This is a genomic window from Streptomyces sp. NPDC047982, from assembly GCF_043204165.1.
In the GTDB taxonomy this organism is placed as follows: domain Bacteria; phylum Actinomycetota; class Actinomycetes; order Streptomycetales; family Streptomycetaceae; genus Streptomyces.
On the sequence record NZ_JBIDBS010000006.1, the window covers coordinates 289,716 to 305,976 of the forward strand.

The following is a 16,261-nucleotide window of genomic DNA, read 5'->3' on the forward strand; positions in this document are numbered from 1 at the left end:
CTGGAAGAATGCGGTACGGGGCGCGACCACCGGCGCGATAGGCTCGGGAGACGACGCCCCGCCGTCTGCGGCGGAGGGCGTCGGGGACCGAGCAGAGACAGAGACAGTACAGAGACAGCGACTATCCAGAGAGCGGTGCACAGTGTCCGGTGGAGAGGTGGCCGGGATCCTGGTGGCCGTCTTCTGGGCGATCCTGGTTTCGTTCCTCGCCGTCGTACTGGTGAGGCTGGCCCAGACGCTCAGGGCGACCACCAAACTCGTGGCGGACGTGACCGAACAGGCCGTCCCGCTGCTCGCGGACGCCTCCGCCACCGTGCGCTCCGCGCAGACCCAGCTCGACCGGGTCGACGCGATCGCGACGGACGTCCAGGAAGTCACCTCGAACGCGTCGGCGCTCTCCACCACCGTCGCATCGGCCTTCGGCGGCCCGCTCGTCAAGGTCGCCGCGTTCGGATACGGGGTCCGGCAGGCCATCGGCCGCCGGTCCGGTGCCGAACCGGAGCCCGCCCGTCGGGCGGCCCGGCGCACGGTGATCGTCGGCCGCACCGTGCCCCCCGTGCGCGGTGGGAGGCGCACCGGCAGAAACCCCCGCGGACCGAAGGACTGACGCAGCGATGTTCCGCCGCACGTTCTGGTTCACCGCCGGCGCAGCCGCCGGTGTCTGGGCCACCACCAAGGTCAACCGCAAGCTCAGGCAGCTCACTCCCGAGAGTCTCGCGGCACAGGCCGCGGACCGGGCCATCGAGACCGGCCACCGGATCAAGGACTTCGCCGTGGACGTCCGTGACTCCATGGCGCGGCGCGAGGCGGAACTGGGCGAGGCACTGGGCCTGGAGGCGCCGGTCGATCCCGAGCTGCCCGCGCGGCCCCGCTTCGCCGTCGTCGAGGCGGCCGAGCCCGCCGGAGCGGACAGGGCCCTCGCAGCCGGCGACCGCCGGACGCCTCCCCGCATCTCGTACCCCTACAACTCGTACAACCGGAATGAGGACCACTGATGGAGTCGGCTGAAATTCGTCGCCGCTGGCTGAGCTTCTTCGAGGAGCGCGGTCACACCGTCGTCCCTTCGGCGTCGCTCATCGCGGACGACCCGACTCTGCTGCTGGTCCCGGCCGGCATGGTGCCCTTCAAGCCCTACTTCCTCGGCGAGGTCAAGCCGCCCGCCCCGCGCGTCACCAGCGTGCAGAAGTGCGTCCGCACGCCGGACATCGAGGAGGTCGGCAAGACCACCCGGCACGGCACGTTCTTCCAGATGTGCGGCAACTTCTCCTTCGGGGACTACTTCAAGGAAGGCGCCATCACGCTCGCCTGGGAGCTGCTCACCAGCTCCGTGGCGGACGGCGGCTACGGCCTGGACCCCGAGCGACTGTGGATCACGGTCTACCTCGACGACGACGAGGCCGAGCAGATCTGGCGCGACAAGATCGGCGTGCCGGCCGAGCGCATCCAGCGCCTGGGCAAGAAGGACAACTTCTGGTCCATGGGCGTTCCCGGACCCTGCGGCCCCTGTTCCGAGATCAACTACGACCGCGGCCCCGAGTTCGGTCCCGAGGGCGGCCCGGCCGTCAACGACGAGCGCTACGTGGAGATCTGGAACCTGGTCTTCATGCAGTACGAGCGCGGTGCCGGTGACGGCAAGGAGGACTTCCCGATCCTCGGCGACCTGCCGTCGAAGAACATCGACACGGGCCTCGGCCTGGAACGCCTCGCCATGATCCTGCAGGGCGTGCAGAACATGTACGAGACGGACACGCTCAAGGCCGTCATCGACAGGGCCACCGAGCTCACCGGCGTCGCCTACGGCAAGGCCCACGACAGCGACGTCTCGCTGCGCGTGGTCGCCGACCACGTCCGCACCTCCGTGATGCTCATCGGCGACGGCGTCACCCCCGGCAACGAGGGCCGCGGCTACGTGCTGCGCCGCATCATGCGCCGTGCCATCCGCAACATGCGGCTGCTGGGCGCCACCGGCCCGGTCGTCGAGGACCTGGTCGACGTCGTGGTCGGCACGATGGGACAGCAGTACCCGGAGCTGGTCACCGACCGCAAGCGCATCGAGACCGTCGCCCTCGCCGAGGAGGCCGCCTTCCTCAAGGCCCTCAAGGGCGGCACCAACATCCTCGACACCGCCGTCACCGAGACCAAGGCCGCCGGCGGCAAGGTCCTCGCCGGCGACAAGGCGTTCCTGCTCCACGACACCTGGGGCTTCCCGATCGACCTCACCCTGGAGATGGCCGCCGAGCAGGGCCTGTCCGTGGACGAGGACGGCTTCCGCCGCCTCATGAAGGAGCAGCGGGAGCGGGCCAAGGCCGACGCCAAGGCCAAGAAGACCGGCCACGCCGACCTGTCCGCCTACCGCGCGGTCGCCGACAGCTCCGGCACCACCGAGTTCACCGGCTACACCACCACCGAGAGCGAGTCGACCGTCGTTGGCCTGCTCGTCGACGGCGTGCCCTCGCCCGCCGCTTCCGAGGGCGACGAGGTCGAGGTCGTCCTGGACCGCACCCCGTTCTACGCCGAGGGCGGCGGCCAGCTCGCCGACCAGGGCCGGATCCGGCTCGACAGCGGGGCCGTCATCCAGGTCCGCGACGTCCAGCAGCCCGTGCCCGGCGTCTCCGTCCACAAGGGTTCGGTCCAGGTCGGCGAGGTGACCGTGGGGGCCTGCGCCCACGCCGTCATCGACACCACCCGGCGCCGGGCCATCGCCCGCGCCCACAGCGCCACGCACCTCACGCACCAGGCGCTGCGCGACGCGCTGGGCCCGACGGCCGCCCAGGCCGGTTCGGAGAACTCGCCGGGCCGCTTCCGCTTCGACTTCGGTTCCCCGTCCGCCGTGCCCGGCACGGTCCTCACCGACGTCGAGCAGAAGATCAACGAGGTCCTCGCCCGCGAACTCGACGTCCACGCCGAGGTCATGCCGATCGACGAGGCCAAGAAGCAGGGCGCCATCGCCGAGTTCGGCGAGAAGTACGGCGAGCGGGTCCGGGTCGTCACCATCGGGGACTTCTCCAAGGAGCTGTGCGGCGGCACGCACGTCCACAACACCGCCCAGCTGGGTCTGGTGAAGCTGCTCGGCGAATCGTCCATCGGTTCCGGTGTGCGCCGTATCGAGGCCCTCGTCGGCGTCGACGCGTACAACTTCCTCGCCCGGGAGCACACGGTCGTCGCCCAGCTCCAGGAGCTGGTCAAGGGCCGTCCCGAGGAGCTTCCCGAGAAGATCGCCGGAATGCTCGGCAAGCTGAAGGACGCCGAGAAGGAGATCGAGAAGTTCCGCGCGGAGAAGGTCCTCCAGGCCGCCGCCGGACTCGCCGAGTCCGCCAGGGACGTACGGGGCGTCGCCCTCGTCACCGGGCAGATCCCGGACGGCACTTCCGCCGACGACCTGCGCAAGCTCGTCCTCGACGTGCGCGGACGCATCCAGGGCGGGCGCCCGGCCGTCGTGGCCCTGTTCACCACGGCGAACGGGCGCCCACTGACCGTGATCGCCACCAACGAGGCGGCCCGCGAGCGCGGCCTCAAGGCGGGCGACCTGGTCCGCACGGCCGCCAAGACCCTGGGCGGCGGAGGCGGCGGCAAGCCGGACGTCGCGCAGGGCGGTGGCCAGGACCCCGAGGCCATCGGCGCCGCCGTGGCCGCGGTCGAACGCCTCGTCACCGAGACGGCGTGACGGCGGACGTGACGGGAGCGACGAGGATGCGCCGAGGCCGCCGCCTCGCGATCGACGTCGGGGACGCCCGGATCGGGGTCGCCTCGTGCGACCCCGACGGGATCCTCGCCACGCCGGTGGAGACCGTACCGGGGCGTGACGTCCCGGCGGCCCACCGGCGGCTGAGGCAGCTCGTCGAGGAGTACGAGCCGATCGAGGTCATCATCGGTCTGCCGCGTTCCCTCGGCGGCGGTGAAGGGCCCGCCGCGGCCAAGATCCGGGCCTTCGCGCAGGAGATGGCCCGCTCGGTGTCGCCCCTTCCGGTGCGGCTGGTCGACGAGCGGATGACGACGGTGACCGCCAGTCAGGGACTGCGCGCCTCGGGCGTGAAATCGAAGAAGGGCCGTTCCGTCATCGACCAGGCGGCGGCCGTGGTGATCCTCCAGAACGCCCTCGAGTCCGAACGGGCGTCGGGCAGAGCACCGGGTGAAGGCATCGAGGTGGAGGGCTGATCGCGGTACGGTAACGTTCCGCGCGATGCGGCGGTGTTCGAACAAGTACCGCACAGCGAAGAGACGGAACGTCGTCTCGCGGCTCTAGGGGATCGATGACTGAGTATGGCCGGGGCCCAGGCTCCGAACCGTGGCATCCCGAAGACCCCTTGTACGGGGACCAGGGATGGGGAGGGCAGCAGCCCGCCCACGGCCGGAGCCAGTACGGAGAGGGGCAGCAGCACCACCCTCAGGATCCCTACCACCAGGTCGCATACGGCCAGGACCCCTACGGCCAGGACCCGTACGGCCAGGACCCGTACGGCCAGGGCGGCTACGCGCAGCAGCCGCAGGACCCGTACACGCAGCACCCGCAGCAGCCGCAGGACCCGTACGCGCAGCACCCGCAGGCGTCCGATCCGTACGGGCAGCAGTACCACCAGCAGCCCGCGTACGGAGCCCCGCAGGACCTGTACGCGCAGCAGCAGCAGCCGCAGGGGCACCAGCCTCAGCAACCTCAGCAGCCCGGGTACGACAACGGCGGCTGGGACTCGGGGCAGCAGCCGACCGCACCGTACGACGCCCACGCGGCCGACCCGTACGGCGGCCGGCAGGCCGGCCAGGGAGAGACGCCCGACCCGGGCGCAACGCAGGGCGCCTACCCGGCGCCCGAGCCCCCGGGCAGCCGTGACGCCGCTCCCGGACCGGCCCCCGCGAAGAAGCCCGACTGGGACCCGGAGGACGAACCGGAGGAGACCCACCCCTTCTTCGCCGGCGCCGACGCCCCGGGCGGCAGGGACGACCACGGGGACGAGGACGACGAGCACGACGACCCGCCCGCCTCGCGCCGGGCCGTACGCGGCGGCGGCGAGCGCCGGGGCAAGGGCAAGAAGAAGAGCCGCAACGGCCGCGCCTGTCTGGGCGTCGCGGTGGTCCTGGTCGGCGGCCTCGGCGGACTGGGATATCTCGGCTATTCGGTCTGGCAGGACAAGTTCGGCGCCCCGCCGGACTATGTCGGACAAGGCACCGGGCAGGTCGAGGTCGAGATCGAGAAGGGCCTCTACGGCTACGACATCGGCAACATCCTGAAGAAGAAGGGTGTCGTCAAGAGCGTCGACGCGTTCGTCGCCGCTCAGAAGGAGAACCCCAAGGGCGGACAGATCCAGGCCGGGGTCTATCTGCTCCACGAGAAGATGTCCGCGGCCGAGGCCGTCAAGATGCTGGTCGACCCGAAGAACCAGAATCTTCTGGTGATTCCCGAGGGCACCCGCAATGTCGCCGTCTACGAGATGATCGACAAGAGGCTGGGCCTCAAAAAAGGCACGACCAAGGAAGTCGCCGCGTCCAAGGCGTCCGATCTCGGTCTGCCCGAGTGGGCCAGCAATGACAAAGACATCAAGGACCCGCTGGAAGGGTTCCTTTATCCGGTCGCGTATCCGGTCACCAAGGGGACCAAGCCGGAGGCCGTTCTCAAGAAGATGGTCTCCCGGGCCAACGAGGAGTACGACAAGATCGACCTCGAGAAGGCGGCCGAGGAACACGATCTGGACGGTCCCTGGCAGGTCCTCACCGTCGCAAGCCTCGTCCAGGCGGAGGGCCTCACGCACGACGACTTCCGCAAGATGAGCGAAGTCGTCTACAACCGCCTGCAGCCGGACAATGTGATCACGAATCGTAAGATCCAATTCGACTCGTCATTCAACTATCTCAACAACCAGAGCAAGATCAAGATCAGCTCGGACGAGATCAGCAGCAATCCGGATCCTTACAACACCTATTACCACGAGGGTCTTCCGCCGGGGCCGATCAGCAATCCTGGCGCCGAAGCCCTGCGTGCCACGCTCAATCCCACCGATGACGGGTGGATGTTCTTCATCTCGCTCGACGGCAAGAAGACCGAGTTCACCAAGACGGCCGCCGAGCACGAGAAGCTCAACAAGAAGTTCAAGGAACTCCATGGCCTCGAATGACCGGCGCCACCGCGCGGCTGTCCTCGGCTCGCCCATCGCCCACTCGCTCTCCCCGGTCCTGCACCGGGCCGCGTACGCCGAACTCGGGCTCACCCACTGGACGTACGACCGGTTCGAGGTGGACGAGTCCGGACTCGCCGCCTTCATGGCGGGACTCGACCCCACCTGGGCGGGTCTCTCGCTGACCATGCCGCTCAAGCGCGCGGTCATCCCGCTGCTGGACTGCGTCAGCGAGACCGCCTCGTCGGTGGAGGCCGTCAACACGGTCGTGTTCACCGAGGACGGCCGACGGACCGGCGACAACACCGACGTCCCGGGGATGATCGCCGCCCTGCGGGAACGCGGGGTCGAGAAGGTCGCATCGGCCGCCGTGCTCGGCGCCGGAGCGACCGCCTCCTCGGCGCTCGCCGCACTGTCCGGGATCTGTGCAGGACCGGTCACGGCGTACGTGCGCAGCGCGGAACGCGGCCGGGAGATGCGCGGCTGGGGCGAGCGCCTCGGCGTCGACGTCAGGACCTCCGACTGGGCACGGGCCGCCGAGGCGCTGCACGCCCCCCTGGTCATCGCCACCACCCCGGCCGGTGCCACGGACGCGCTGACCGGCGCCGTGCCCGAGCGGCCCGGCACGCTCTTCGACGTCCTGTACGAACCCTGGCCGACCGGACTCGCCGCCGCGTGGGCGGCCCAGGACGGCACGGTCATCGGAGGTCTCGACCTCCTGGTGCACCAGGCGGTGCTCCAGGTCGAGCGGATGACCGGCCGCGCGCCCGCGCCGCTCGCGGCCATGCGACAGGCCGGGGAAGCGGCGCTCGCTCCCCGCTGACCTCGCTCTCCGGCGGCCGGGAGGCGTCCGCCTGCTGGACCGGCGCCCGGCTCACGCCCCCGGACGTGGGAGGATCGAGAACGGCGGGCCAGGGCCGCGCACCCGGTCGCGCCGTCGCAGTTCGAGGCGCGAGCATGAGGAGCACCGTTGAGCAGGTTGCGCTGGCTGACCGCGGGGGAGTCGCACGGCCCCGCACTCGTGGCGACGCTGGAGGGTCTTCCCGCCGGTGTCCCGATCACCACTCACGTGGTGGCGGACGCGCTCGCGCGGCGGCGGCTCGGATACGGCCGCGGGGCGCGGATGAAGTTCGAGAAGGATGAGGTCACCTTCCTCGGCGGGGTGCGCCACGGCCTCACCATCGGTTCCCCGGTCGCCGTGATGGTGGGCAACACCGAGTGGCCCAAGTGGGAGCAGGTCATGTCGGCCGACCCGGTCGACCCCGAGGCGCTGGCCGAACTGGCCCGCAACGCCCCGCTCACCCGCCCGCGCCCCGGCCACGCCGACCTCGCGGGCATGCAGAAGTACGACTTCGACGAGGCCCGGCCGATCCTGGAGCGCGCCAGCGCCCGGGAGACCGCGGCCAGGGTCGCGCTCGGCACCGTCGCCCGCTCGTACCTCAAGGAGACCACCGGCATCGAGATCGTGAGCCACGTCGTCGAGCTGGCCGCCGCCAAGGCGCCCCGCGGCGTCCTCCCGACGCCCGCCGACGTCGAACGTCTCGACGCCGACCCCGTTCGCTGCCTCGACGCCGACGCGAGCAAGGCGATGGTCGCGGAGATCGACCAGGCCCACAAGGACGGCGACACCCTCGGGGGCGTGGTCGAGGTGCTGGCGTACGGCGTGCCCGTCGGCCTCGGCTCCCACGTCCACTGGGACCGTCGTCTCGACGCCCGGCTCGCCGCCGCCCTGATGGGCATCCAGGCCATCAAGGGAGTCGAGGTCGGTGACGGCTTCGATCTGGCCCGTGTCCCCGGCTCCCGGGCGCACGACGAGATCCTGGTCACCGAGGACGGCATCAAGCGCGCCTCCGGCCGCTCCGGCGGCACCGAGGGCGGGCTGAGCACCGGCGAGCCGCTGCGGGTCCGCGCCGCGATGAAGCCCATCGCGACCGTGCCCCGCGCGCTCGCCACCGTCGACGTCACCACCGGCGAGCCCGCCAAGGCCCATCACCAGCGCTCCGACGTCTGCGCCGTGCCGGCCGCGGGCATCGTCGCCGAGGCGATGGTCGCCCTGGTCCTGGCCGACGCCGTCGCGGAGAAGTTCGGTGGGGACAGCGTCACCGAGACCCGCCGCAACGTGCGGTCGTACCTCGACCACCTGAGGATCCGATGAGCGGCCCGCTGATCGTCCTCGTCGGCCCGATGGGCGTCGGCAAGTCCACCGTGGGGGAACTGCTCGCCGGGCGGCTCGGCACCACCTACCGGGACACCGACGCGGACATCGTGGCCGCCGAGGGCCGGGAGATCTCGGACATCTTCGTCGACGACGGCGAGCCCCGCTTCCGTGAGCTGGAGCGGGCAGCCGTACGGACCGCCGTCGCCGAGCACGAGGGCGTCCTCGCCCTCGGCGGCGGCGCGGTCCTCGACGCGGGGACGCGGGAACTGCTGTCCTCGCTGCCCGTCGTCTACCTCTCGATGGACGTCGAGGAGGCGGTCAGGCGCACCGGCCTCAACGTCGCCCGCCCGCTGCTGGCCGTCAACCCGCGCAAGCAGTGGCGCGAGCTGATGGAGGCCCGCCGCCCTCTGTACACCGAGGTCGCCCGGGTGGTCGTCGCCACCGACGGCCGCACCCCCGACGAGGTCGCCCAAGCGGTCCTCGACGCAATGGAGTTGAAGAAGGAGACATGACGGACGCAGTGACCCGCATCCACGTCGCGGGCAGCGCGGGCACCGACCCGTACGACGTGCTGATCGGCCGGCAGCTCCTCGGCGAGTTGCCCGCGCTCATCGGCGACCGGGCCAGGCGCGTCGCGGTCCTGCACCCCGAGGCGCTCGCCGAGACCGGTGACGCGGTCCGCCAGGACCTTGCCGAGCAGGGCTACGAGGCCATCGCCGTCCAGGTGCCCAACGCGGAGGAGGCCAAGACCGCCGAAGTCGCCGCGTACTGCTGGAAGGCCCTGGGCCAGTCCCACTTCACGCGCTGCGACGTCATCGTCGGCGTCGGCGGCGGAGCCACCACGGACCTCGCCGGTTTCGTCGCCGCGACCTGGCTGCGAGGGGTGCGCTGGATCGCCGTGCCCACGACCGTGCTCGCCATGGTCGACGCGGCGGTCGGCGGCAAGACGGGCATCAACACCGCCGAGGGCAAGAATCTCGTCGGCGCCTTCCACCCGCCGGCCGGGGTCCTGTGCGACCTCGCCGCCCTGGACTCGCTGCCCGTCCACGACTACGTCAGCGGCCTGGCCGAGATCATCAAGGCCGGTTTCATCGCCGACCCCGTGATCCTCGACGTGATCGAGGCGGACCCCGAGGGGGCCCGTACGCCCGCCGGACCGCACACCGCCGAGCTGATCGAACGCTCCGTCCGGGTCAAGGCCGAGGTGGTGTCCGGTGACCTCAAGGAGTCCGGACGGCGCGAGATCCTCAACTACGGGCACACCCTGGCCCACGCCATCGAGAAGAACGAGCGCTACAAGTGGCGGCACGGCGCGGCCGTCTCGGTCGGCATGGTCTTCGCCGCCGAGCTGGGACGGCTGGCGGGACGCCTCGACGACGCCACCGCGGACCGGCACCGCGCCGTCCTGGAGTCCGTCGGACTGCCCCTCACCTACCGCGGCGACCAGTGGCCCAGGCTGCTGGAGACCATGAAGGTCGACAAGAAGTCCCGCGGCGACCTGCTGCGTTTCATCGTCCTCGACGGCCTCGGCAGGCCCACCGTCCTGGAGGGCCCCGACCCGGCCGTCCTGCTCGCCGCGTACGGGGAGGTGTCGGCGTGAGCCGCCGGGTCCTCGTCCTCAACGGGCCGAACCTCGGCCGGCTCGGGTCCCGTGAACCCGACGTGTACGGCGCCACCTCGTACGCCGGACTCGTCGAGACCTGCCGGGCGGTCGGCGAGGAGCTCGACCTCGACGTCGAGGTCCGCGAGACCAACGACGAGGGGGAGCTGATCCGCTGGCTCCACGAAGCCGCGGACGGTTCGATTCCGGTCGTTCTCAACCCGGGCGCCTTCACCCACTACTCGTACGGGATGCGGGACGCGGCGGCTCAGCGCACGGCCCCGTTGATCGAGGTGCACATCTCGAACCCGTACGCGCGGGAGGAGTTCCGCCACACCTCCGTGGTCGCGCAGGTCGCCACCGGGACCGTGGCCGGATTCGGCATCGGTTCCTACCGCCTCGCCCTGCGTGCCCTCGCGGACGAGGCGACCGACTGACGGACCGGCACGTCCGACGGCCGGCCGGGCACTGTCGGCCGTCCCCGTCCGTTCATCCTGTGGCGGCCGGGGACGGTACGGTTGCCGTCCCAGTCCCAGTCGCCTGTACGAGACGGAGTGGCACCGGATGCAGCACGCAGTGGGGGCACCGCTGCCACCGCCCCAGGGCCCGGCGAACGGCCCCGCCGACTGGACGCAGCAGGCCCGGCACCCGGGGCATCCCGGACCTCCGGGACCGCCGCCCCCCACCCCGCCCACCGCGGGGGGCTGGGGCGGACCGGCCCCGCAGCACGCCCCGGCACCTCCCGCCAGGGAGGTCACCGGGCACGTTTCGCTGCCGCCCGGCGGGCCCGTCCCGCTGCCCGCGCCGCCCGCCGGAACCGGCACCGGCACCGGCACCGCGACGCTCGCGGTCCTGCTGATCGGCCCGGCCGGGGCGGGCAAGACCACCGTGGCCCGGCTCTGGGCCGGCCGCCGCCACGTCCCCACGGCCCACGTCAGCCTCGACGACGTCCGCGAATGGGTCTGCTCCGGTTTCGCCGACCCGCAGTCGGGGTGGAACGAGCACTCCGAGGCGCAGTACCGCCTCGCCCGTCGCACCTGCGGCTTCGCCGCCCGCAACTTCCTCGCCAACGGCATCTCCTGCATCCTGGACGACGCCGTCTTCCCCGACCGGCCCGTCGTCGGCCTCGGCGGCTGGAAGCGCCACGTCGGCCCCGGGCTGCTGCCCGTCGTCCTGCTGCCCGGCCTGGAGGTCGTGCTGGAGCGCAACGCCGCCCGCAGCGGCAACCGCCGTCTCGCGGACGAGGAGGTCGCCCGTATCCACGGCAGGATGGCGGGCTGGTACGGCTCCGGGCTGCCGATCATCGACAACTCGACGTACGACGTCGAGACCACCGCGCGGGTCCTGGACGACGTGCTCGCCCGTTCCATAGCGAGTCCGCCCGCCTGGTGAGCCGCGTTCCGGCGGCATTCCCGGGGCCCGCGGCGGCCGCGCACGCGGCCCCGGTCGGACGCGTTGACCGAGCACGCCCGGGCCGGTCCTCGTAGGCTCGTGACATGTCAGACGTGTACGCCGTCCGTCGCGGGGTGCTCCGCGACCGGTGCGCCGCCGTCGGATCCGCGGCCGCGCTGGTCTCCCGTCCCGCCAACGTCCGCTACCTCGCGGGCGGGGCGCCTCCCGGAGCCGTGCTGCTGCTCGGTCCCGGCGAGGACGTCCTGCTCCGCCCCCGCGACGTGGTCGGCGAACCCGGGGACGGGCGTACCGACGACCGGCTGCGGGTGGCGTCCCTGTCGGGCACCGACGGCGATCCGGTGGCCGCCGCCGCCGAACTGGCCGCCTCGTCGGGCGCGGAGTCCCTGGCTGTCGAGGAGCACCATCTGACGGTCTCCCGCCACCGGGCCATGGGATCGGTCGCCCCGCGGCTCCGGCTGGCCGACCTCGGCCCGACCGTCGAGCAGCTCCGGGTGGTCAAGGACGAGGAGGAGATCGCCTGTCTGCGCATCGCCGCCGAGATCACCGACCAGGCCCTGGGCGAACTCCTCGAATCCATCCTGGTCGGCCGCACCGAGCGGCATCTCGCCCTGGAGCTGGAACGCCGCCTGGTGGACCACGGGGCCGACGGCCCGGCCTTCCCCACCTCCGTGGCCACCGGGCCGAACTCCGGCCGGGGTCGTCACCGCCCCACCGACCGGCGGGTGGAGGAGGGGGACTTTCTCTCCGTCTGCCTGGGCGCCAGCTACCGCGGCTACCGCTGCGAGATCGGCCGGACCTTCGTGATCGGTACGGCGCCCGCCGACTGGCAGATCGAGCTGTACGACGTGGTCTTCGCCGCCCAGCGGGCCGGGCGGGAGGCCCTCGTCCCCGGGGCCGCCTACCGCGACGTGGACCGCGCGGCCCGCTGTCTCCTGGACTCGGCGGGGCACGGGGGCGGCCTCGCGCCCTGCACCGGGCACGGAGTGGGACTGGAAATCGACGAGGACCCGCAGCTGGCACCCTCGGCCATGGGTAAACTGGACGCTTGTGTGCCGGTCACCGTCGAACCGGGGGTCCACCTCCCGGGCCGGGGCGGGGTCCGGATCGATGACACGCTCGTCGTGCGCCCCGAGGCGGACGGCGGACCCGAGCTACTCACCATTACGACCAAGGAACTGCTCGCGCTCTGACGCGTTTCCTCGGTCGTTCCACCAGCTTCAGTCCAGGAGATTCCGCAACCGTGGCTTCCACGAACGACCTCAAGAACGGCCTGGTGCTCAAGCTCGACGGAGGCCAGCTCTGGTCCGTCGTCGAGTTCCAGCACGTCAAGCCCGGCAAGGGCCCGGCCTTCGTGCGCACCAAGCTCAAGAACGTGCTCTCCGGCAAGACTGTCGACAAGACGTTCAACGCCGGCGTGAAGGTCGAGACGGCCACCATCGACCGCAGCGACATGCAGTTCTCGTACATGGACGGCGACTACTTCGTCTTCATGGACATGGACACGTACGACCAGCTCATGGTCGACCGCAAGGCTGTCGGCGACGCCGCCAACTACCTGATCGAGGGCTTCACCGCCACCGTCGCCCAGCACGAGGGCCAGGTGCTCTACGTCGAGCTGCCCGCCGCCGTCGAACTGACCGTCCAGCACACCGAGCCGGGTGTCCAGGGCGACCGCTCCACCGGTGGCACGAAGCCCGCCACGCTGGAGACCGGCTACGAGATCGGTGTCCCGCTCTTCATCACCACGGGTGAGAAGATCAAGGTCGACACCCGCACGGGCGACTACCTCGGCCGGGTGAACAGCTGACCGTGGCTGCCCGGACCAAGGCCCGTAAGCGCGCCTTCCAGATCCTCTTCGAGGCCGACCAGCGCGGCACGTCCGTGCAGACCGTCCTCGCGGACTGGGTGCGGCACGCGCGGGCCGACCACCGCCAGCCGCCGGTCACCGAGTACACGATGGAGCTCGTCGAGGGGTACGCGCGGCACGCGGAGCGCATCGACGAACTCATCGTGACCTACGCGGTGGACTGGGAGATCGACCGCATGCCGGTCGTCGACCGGAACATCCTGCGGCTCGGCGCGTACGAGCTGATATGGGTCGACGAGACCCCGGACGCGGTGGTGATCGACGAGGCGGTCCAGCTCGCCAAGGAGTTCTCCACCGATGACTCCCCGTCCTTCGTGAACGGGCTGCTGGCCCGCTTCAAGGACCTCAAGCCGAACCTCCGCCGGCCCCGGTAGCCCCGGAGACGTTCCTCGGTAGTGGGGGGGGGGGGGGGGGGGGGGGGGGGGGGGGGGGGGGGCGGCGGGGCGGGGGGCGGCGGGGGCGGGGGGGCGGGGGCGGGGGGGGGGCCGGGGCGCGGCGCGCCCCCCCCCCCCCCGCCCCCCCCCCCCCCCCCCCCCCCCACGTCCGGCAGTCCGGCGCGAAGCGTTGGAGGCCCGCCGCGCGGCGGGGAGCCGGTCGCACCGGCCCTGCGGGACTCCGCCGCACGAGCCGCGCACGCGACGAAAAAAGCCGTGCCGACCGGGCACCCGGGAAGGGGAAACCCGCGCCGGCACGGCGACACGTCTCTTCGCGGAGGGGGGCTCAGCCCTCCTCGTGGGCGACGGCCCGGCGCGCGTCCGCGTCGAGCACACCCCAGCTGATCAGCTGCTCGGTGAGCACGGACGGCGACTGGTCGTAGATCACGGCCAGCGTGCGCAGGTCGTCCTGGCGGATCGAGAGCACCTTGCCGTTGTAGTCACCGCGCTGGCTCTGGATCGTCGCGGCGTAGCGCTGGAGCGGTCCGGCCTTCTCCTGCGGGACGTGGGCGAGGCGCTCCAGGTCCAGGACGAGCTTCGGCGGCGGCTCGGCGGCTCCGCCGGGCGTCGTGCCGGGCAGGAGCTCCTGCACCGGGACCCCGTAGAAGTCCGCGAGCTCGGCGAGGCGCTGCACGGTCACGGCACGGTCGCCGCGCTCGTACGAACCGACCACGACGGCCTTCCAGCGGCCCTGCGACTTCTCCTCCACGCCGTGGAGGGACAGGCCCTGCTGGGTGCGGATGGCGCGGAGTTTGGCCCCGAGCTGTTTTGCGTATTCGCTGGACATAAGGCTCCCCGGACGCTGGAACAATGCGCGGCTCCGCCGCGATGCTGGTAACTCACTGTGAGGTTACGCAGCGTTACTTGGCTGCGTCAAGCCGAACGGTCCCCGACCGGCACCCGCGGGGTGCGATCAGGGCCCGGCACAAGCCCTGCTACCGTGGATGACGCAATTTCGACGTCCTTTAAAGTCCGTCCCGTGAGGCGGAGAAGGAGGTCCGTTTCTTATGGACGCACAGCATGAACCCCCCGGCAATGCGGCACGCCCCGTTCTGGAGGCTCCCGACATCTCCCGGGCGCTGACCCGGATCGCCCACGAGATCGTCGAACGCGCCAAGGGCGCCGACGACGTGGTGCTCCTCGGCATCCCGACCCGCGGCGTCTTCATCGCCCGCCGACTGGCCGAAAAGCTTCAGGAGATCACCGGCCGGAAGATGCCGGTCGGCTCCCTCGACATCACCATGTACCGCGACGATCTGCGGCTGCGTCCGGCGCGCGCCCTGGCCCGCACCGAGATCCCCGGCGAGGGCATCGAGGGCCGTCTGGTGGTCCTGGTGGACGACGTCCTCTTCTCGGGCCGCACGATCCGCGCCGCGCTCGACGCGCTGGGGGACATCGGCCGCCCGCGTGCCGTGCAGCTCGCGGTCCTCGTCGACCGCGGACACCGCGAACTCCCGATCCGGGCCGACTACGTCGGCAAGAACCTGCCCACGTCGCTGCGGGAGACGGTCAAGGTCCAGCTCGACGAGGAGGACGGCCGCGACGCCGTGCTGCTCGGTGTCCAGCGGACCGCCCCGGCCGGCGAGCAGTAGCCACACTTCACCCGTACGGAGGACCCGAGCCGTACGGCCGCTTCCGCACGCCCGCATGCCTGAAACCTCCCTCCCTTCGGAGAACACCCAGATGAAGCGCCACCTCATCTCGGCCGCCGACCTCACCCGCGACGACGCCGTCCTGATCCTCGACACCGCCGAGGAGATGGCCCGGGTCGCGGACCGGCCGATCAAGAAGCTCCCCACCCTGCGCGGACGCACCGTCGTCAACCTCTTCTTCGAGGACTCGACGCGCACCCGCATCTCCTTCGAAGCCGCCGCCAAGCGCCTGTCCGCCGACGTCATCAACTTCTCCGCGAAGGGCTCGTCCGTCTCCAAGGGCGAGTCGCTCAAGGACACCGCGCTCACCCTGGAGGCGATGGGCGCCGACGCCGTCGTCATCCGGCACGGCGCCTCCGGCGCCCCGTACCGGCTCGCCACGTCCGGCTGGATCGACGGAGCCGTCGTCAACGCGGGCGACGGCACACACGAGCACCCCACCCAGGCGCTCCTGGACGCCTTCACCGTGCGTCGCCGCCTCGTCGGCGCCGACAGCGGCCTGGGCCGTGACCTGGAAGGCCGCCGGATCACGATCGTCGGCGACATCCTGCACAGCCGGGTCGCGCGCTCCAACGTCCATCTGCTGAACACGCTCGGAGCCCGCGTCACGCTCGTGGCCCCGCCGACACTCGTCCCGATCGGCGTCGAGCAGTGGCCGTGCGAGGTCAGCTACGGCCTCGACGAGGTGCTGGCGGAGTCCGACGCGGTGATGATGCTGAGGGTGCAGCGCGAACGGATGAACGCCGCGTACTTCCCGACCGAGCGCGAGTACTCCCGCCGCTACGGCCTGGACGCCGACCGCATGGCGAAGATGCCCGAGCACGCCGTCGTCATGCACCCCGGCCCGATGGTCCGGGGCATGGAGATCACCGCCGAGGTCGCCGACTCCGACCGCTGCACGGCCGTCGAGCAGGTCGCCAACGGCGTCTCGATCCGCATGGCCGTCCTCTACCTGCTGCTGGGCGGCGCCGAGCCCGCCGCCCCGGCCACCCCGTCGCCCGCCGCCCCCGTTCGTACCGAGGAGAACCAGTGA

Annotated in this window: 17 protein-coding genes; 16 read left to right on the plus strand and 1 reads right to left on the minus strand. The window is 71.6% G+C overall.

The window, feature by feature from the left end:
- The first annotated feature begins 157 nt into the window (after nt 1-157).
- The 14 genes from ACGF2V_RS10470 (at nt 158) to nusB (ending at nt 13,516) form a co-directional block, all read left to right on the plus strand.
- A complete protein-coding gene (locus ACGF2V_RS10470) occupies nt 158-607 on the plus strand; it encodes a DUF948 domain-containing protein (RefSeq protein ID WP_362629570.1) in 450 nt (149 codons plus the stop codon).
- 7 nt (nt 608-614) lie between these two features.
- Nucleotides 615-995, plus strand: a complete 381-nt coding sequence (locus ACGF2V_RS10475; protein WP_362629573.1) for a DUF6167 family protein — start codon at nt 615-617, stop codon at nt 993-995.
- On the plus strand, nt 995-3,664 hold the full coding sequence (alaS, locus tag ACGF2V_RS10480; protein ID WP_362629576.1) for an alanine--tRNA ligase: 2,670 nt from the start codon (nt 995-997) through the stop codon (nt 3,662-3,664). The genes ACGF2V_RS10475 and alaS overlap by 1 nt, the downstream gene beginning before the upstream one ends.
- A gap of 26 nt (nt 3,665-3,690) precedes the next feature.
- Nucleotides 3,691-4,155: a Holliday junction resolvase RuvX gene (gene ruvX / locus ACGF2V_RS10485; RefSeq protein ID WP_362629579.1), complete on the plus strand. Its 465-nt coding sequence runs from the start codon at nt 3,691-3,693 to the stop codon at nt 4,153-4,155.
- Between the two features lie 95 nt (nt 4,156-4,250).
- Nucleotides 4,251-6,104: an endolytic transglycosylase MltG gene (gene mltG, locus ACGF2V_RS10490; RefSeq protein ID WP_362629582.1), complete on the plus strand. Its 1,854-nt coding sequence runs from the start codon at nt 4,251-4,253 to the stop codon at nt 6,102-6,104.
- A complete protein-coding gene (locus ACGF2V_RS10495) occupies nt 6,091-6,927 on the plus strand; it encodes a shikimate dehydrogenase (RefSeq protein WP_362629585.1) in 837 nt (278 codons plus the stop codon). Before mltG ends, ACGF2V_RS10495 begins: the two co-directional genes overlap by 14 nt.
- 147 nt (nt 6,928-7,074) lie before the next feature.
- Nucleotides 7,075-8,259, plus strand: coding sequence for a chorismate synthase (aroC, locus tag ACGF2V_RS10500; protein WP_362629588.1), 1,185 nt, complete (start codon nt 7,075-7,077; stop codon nt 8,257-8,259).
- Nucleotides 8,256-8,774, plus strand: coding sequence for a shikimate kinase (locus ACGF2V_RS10505; protein WP_362629591.1), 519 nt, complete (start codon nt 8,256-8,258; stop codon nt 8,772-8,774). Before aroC ends, ACGF2V_RS10505 begins: the two co-directional genes overlap by 4 nt.
- Nucleotides 8,771-9,862, plus strand: coding sequence for a 3-dehydroquinate synthase (gene aroB, locus ACGF2V_RS10510; protein ID WP_362629595.1), 1,092 nt, complete (start codon nt 8,771-8,773; stop codon nt 9,860-9,862). The genes ACGF2V_RS10505 and aroB overlap by 4 nt, the downstream gene beginning before the upstream one ends.
- Nucleotides 9,859-10,299 carry a type II 3-dehydroquinate dehydratase gene (gene aroQ / locus ACGF2V_RS10515; RefSeq protein WP_362629598.1) on the plus strand — a complete coding sequence of 147 codons (441 nt, stop codon included), beginning with the start codon at nt 9,859-9,861 and terminating at the stop codon, nt 10,297-10,299. Before aroB ends, aroQ begins: the two co-directional genes overlap by 4 nt.
- 127 nt (nt 10,300-10,426) lie before the next feature.
- Nucleotides 10,427-11,254: a Pro-rich N-terminal domain-containing protein gene (locus tag ACGF2V_RS10520; protein ID WP_362629601.1), complete on the plus strand. Its 828-nt coding sequence runs from the start codon at nt 10,427-10,429 to the stop codon at nt 11,252-11,254.
- 104 nt (nt 11,255-11,358) lie between these two features.
- Nucleotides 11,359-12,465, plus strand: coding sequence for an aminopeptidase P family protein (locus ACGF2V_RS10525; protein ID WP_362629604.1), 1,107 nt, complete (start codon nt 11,359-11,361; stop codon nt 12,463-12,465).
- A gap of 50 nt (nt 12,466-12,515) precedes the next feature.
- On the plus strand, nt 12,516-13,082 hold the full coding sequence (gene efp, locus ACGF2V_RS10530; protein ID WP_362629607.1) for an elongation factor P: 567 nt from the start codon (nt 12,516-12,518) through the stop codon (nt 13,080-13,082).
- A gap of 2 nt (nt 13,083-13,084) precedes the next feature.
- A complete protein-coding gene (gene nusB, locus ACGF2V_RS10535; protein WP_362629610.1) occupies nt 13,085-13,516 on the plus strand; it encodes a transcription antitermination factor NusB in 432 nt (143 codons plus the stop codon).
- 346 nt (nt 13,517-13,862) lie between these two features.
- On the opposite strand, the gene bldD is transcribed toward nusB, so the two are convergent.
- Nucleotides 13,863-14,363 carry a transcriptional regulator BldD gene (gene bldD / locus ACGF2V_RS10540; RefSeq protein ID WP_030355502.1) on the minus strand — a complete coding sequence of 167 codons (501 nt, stop codon included), beginning with the start codon at nt 14,361-14,363 and terminating at the stop codon, nt 13,863-13,865.
- Between the two features lie 220 nt (nt 14,364-14,583).
- Between bldD and pyrR the strand changes: the two genes are divergently transcribed.
- Nucleotides 14,584-15,168, plus strand: a complete 585-nt coding sequence (gene pyrR / locus ACGF2V_RS10545; protein WP_362627296.1) for a bifunctional pyr operon transcriptional regulator/uracil phosphoribosyltransferase PyrR — start codon at nt 14,584-14,586, stop codon at nt 15,166-15,168.
- A gap of 91 nt (nt 15,169-15,259) precedes the next feature.
- Nucleotides 15,260-16,261: an aspartate carbamoyltransferase catalytic subunit gene (locus tag ACGF2V_RS10550; RefSeq protein WP_362627382.1), complete on the plus strand. Its 1,002-nt coding sequence runs from the start codon at nt 15,260-15,262 to the stop codon at nt 16,259-16,261.

What these genes read in the sequence shown, in the direction of transcription:
- mltG (WP_362629582.1), top strand. Translation starts at nt 4,251, where the DNA reads ATGACTGAGTATGGCCGGGGCCCAGGCTCCGAACCGTGGCATCCCGAA.
- ACGF2V_RS10495 (WP_362629585.1), top strand. Translation starts at nt 6,091, where the DNA reads ATGGCCTCGAATGACCGGCGCCACCGCGCGGCTGTCCTCGGCTCGCCC.
- pyrR (WP_362627296.1), top strand. Translation starts at nt 14,584, where the DNA reads ATGGACGCACAGCATGAACCCCCCGGCAATGCGGCACGCCCCGTTCTG.
- ACGF2V_RS10505 (WP_362629591.1), top strand. Translation starts at nt 8,256, where the DNA reads ATGAGCGGCCCGCTGATCGTCCTCGTCGGCCCGATGGGCGTCGGCAAG.
- ACGF2V_RS10475 (WP_362629573.1), top strand. Translation starts at nt 615, where the DNA reads ATGTTCCGCCGCACGTTCTGGTTCACCGCCGGCGCAGCCGCCGGTGTC.
- aroB (WP_362629595.1), top strand. Translation starts at nt 8,771, where the DNA reads ATGACGGACGCAGTGACCCGCATCCACGTCGCGGGCAGCGCGGGCACC.
- bldD (WP_030355502.1), bottom strand. Translation starts at nt 14,363, where the DNA reads ATGTCCAGCGAATACGCAAAACAGCTCGGGGCCAAACTCCGCGCCATC.
- ACGF2V_RS10550 (WP_362627382.1), top strand. Translation starts at nt 15,260, where the DNA reads ATGAAGCGCCACCTCATCTCGGCCGCCGACCTCACCCGCGACGACGCC.
- ruvX (WP_362629579.1), top strand. Translation starts at nt 3,691, where the DNA reads ATGCGCCGAGGCCGCCGCCTCGCGATCGACGTCGGGGACGCCCGGATC.
- ACGF2V_RS10525 (WP_362629604.1), top strand. Translation starts at nt 11,359, where the DNA reads ATGTCAGACGTGTACGCCGTCCGTCGCGGGGTGCTCCGCGACCGGTGC.
- ACGF2V_RS10520 (WP_362629601.1), top strand. Translation starts at nt 10,427, where the DNA reads ATGCAGCACGCAGTGGGGGCACCGCTGCCACCGCCCCAGGGCCCGGCG.
- alaS (WP_362629576.1), top strand. Translation starts at nt 995, where the DNA reads ATGGAGTCGGCTGAAATTCGTCGCCGCTGGCTGAGCTTCTTCGAGGAG.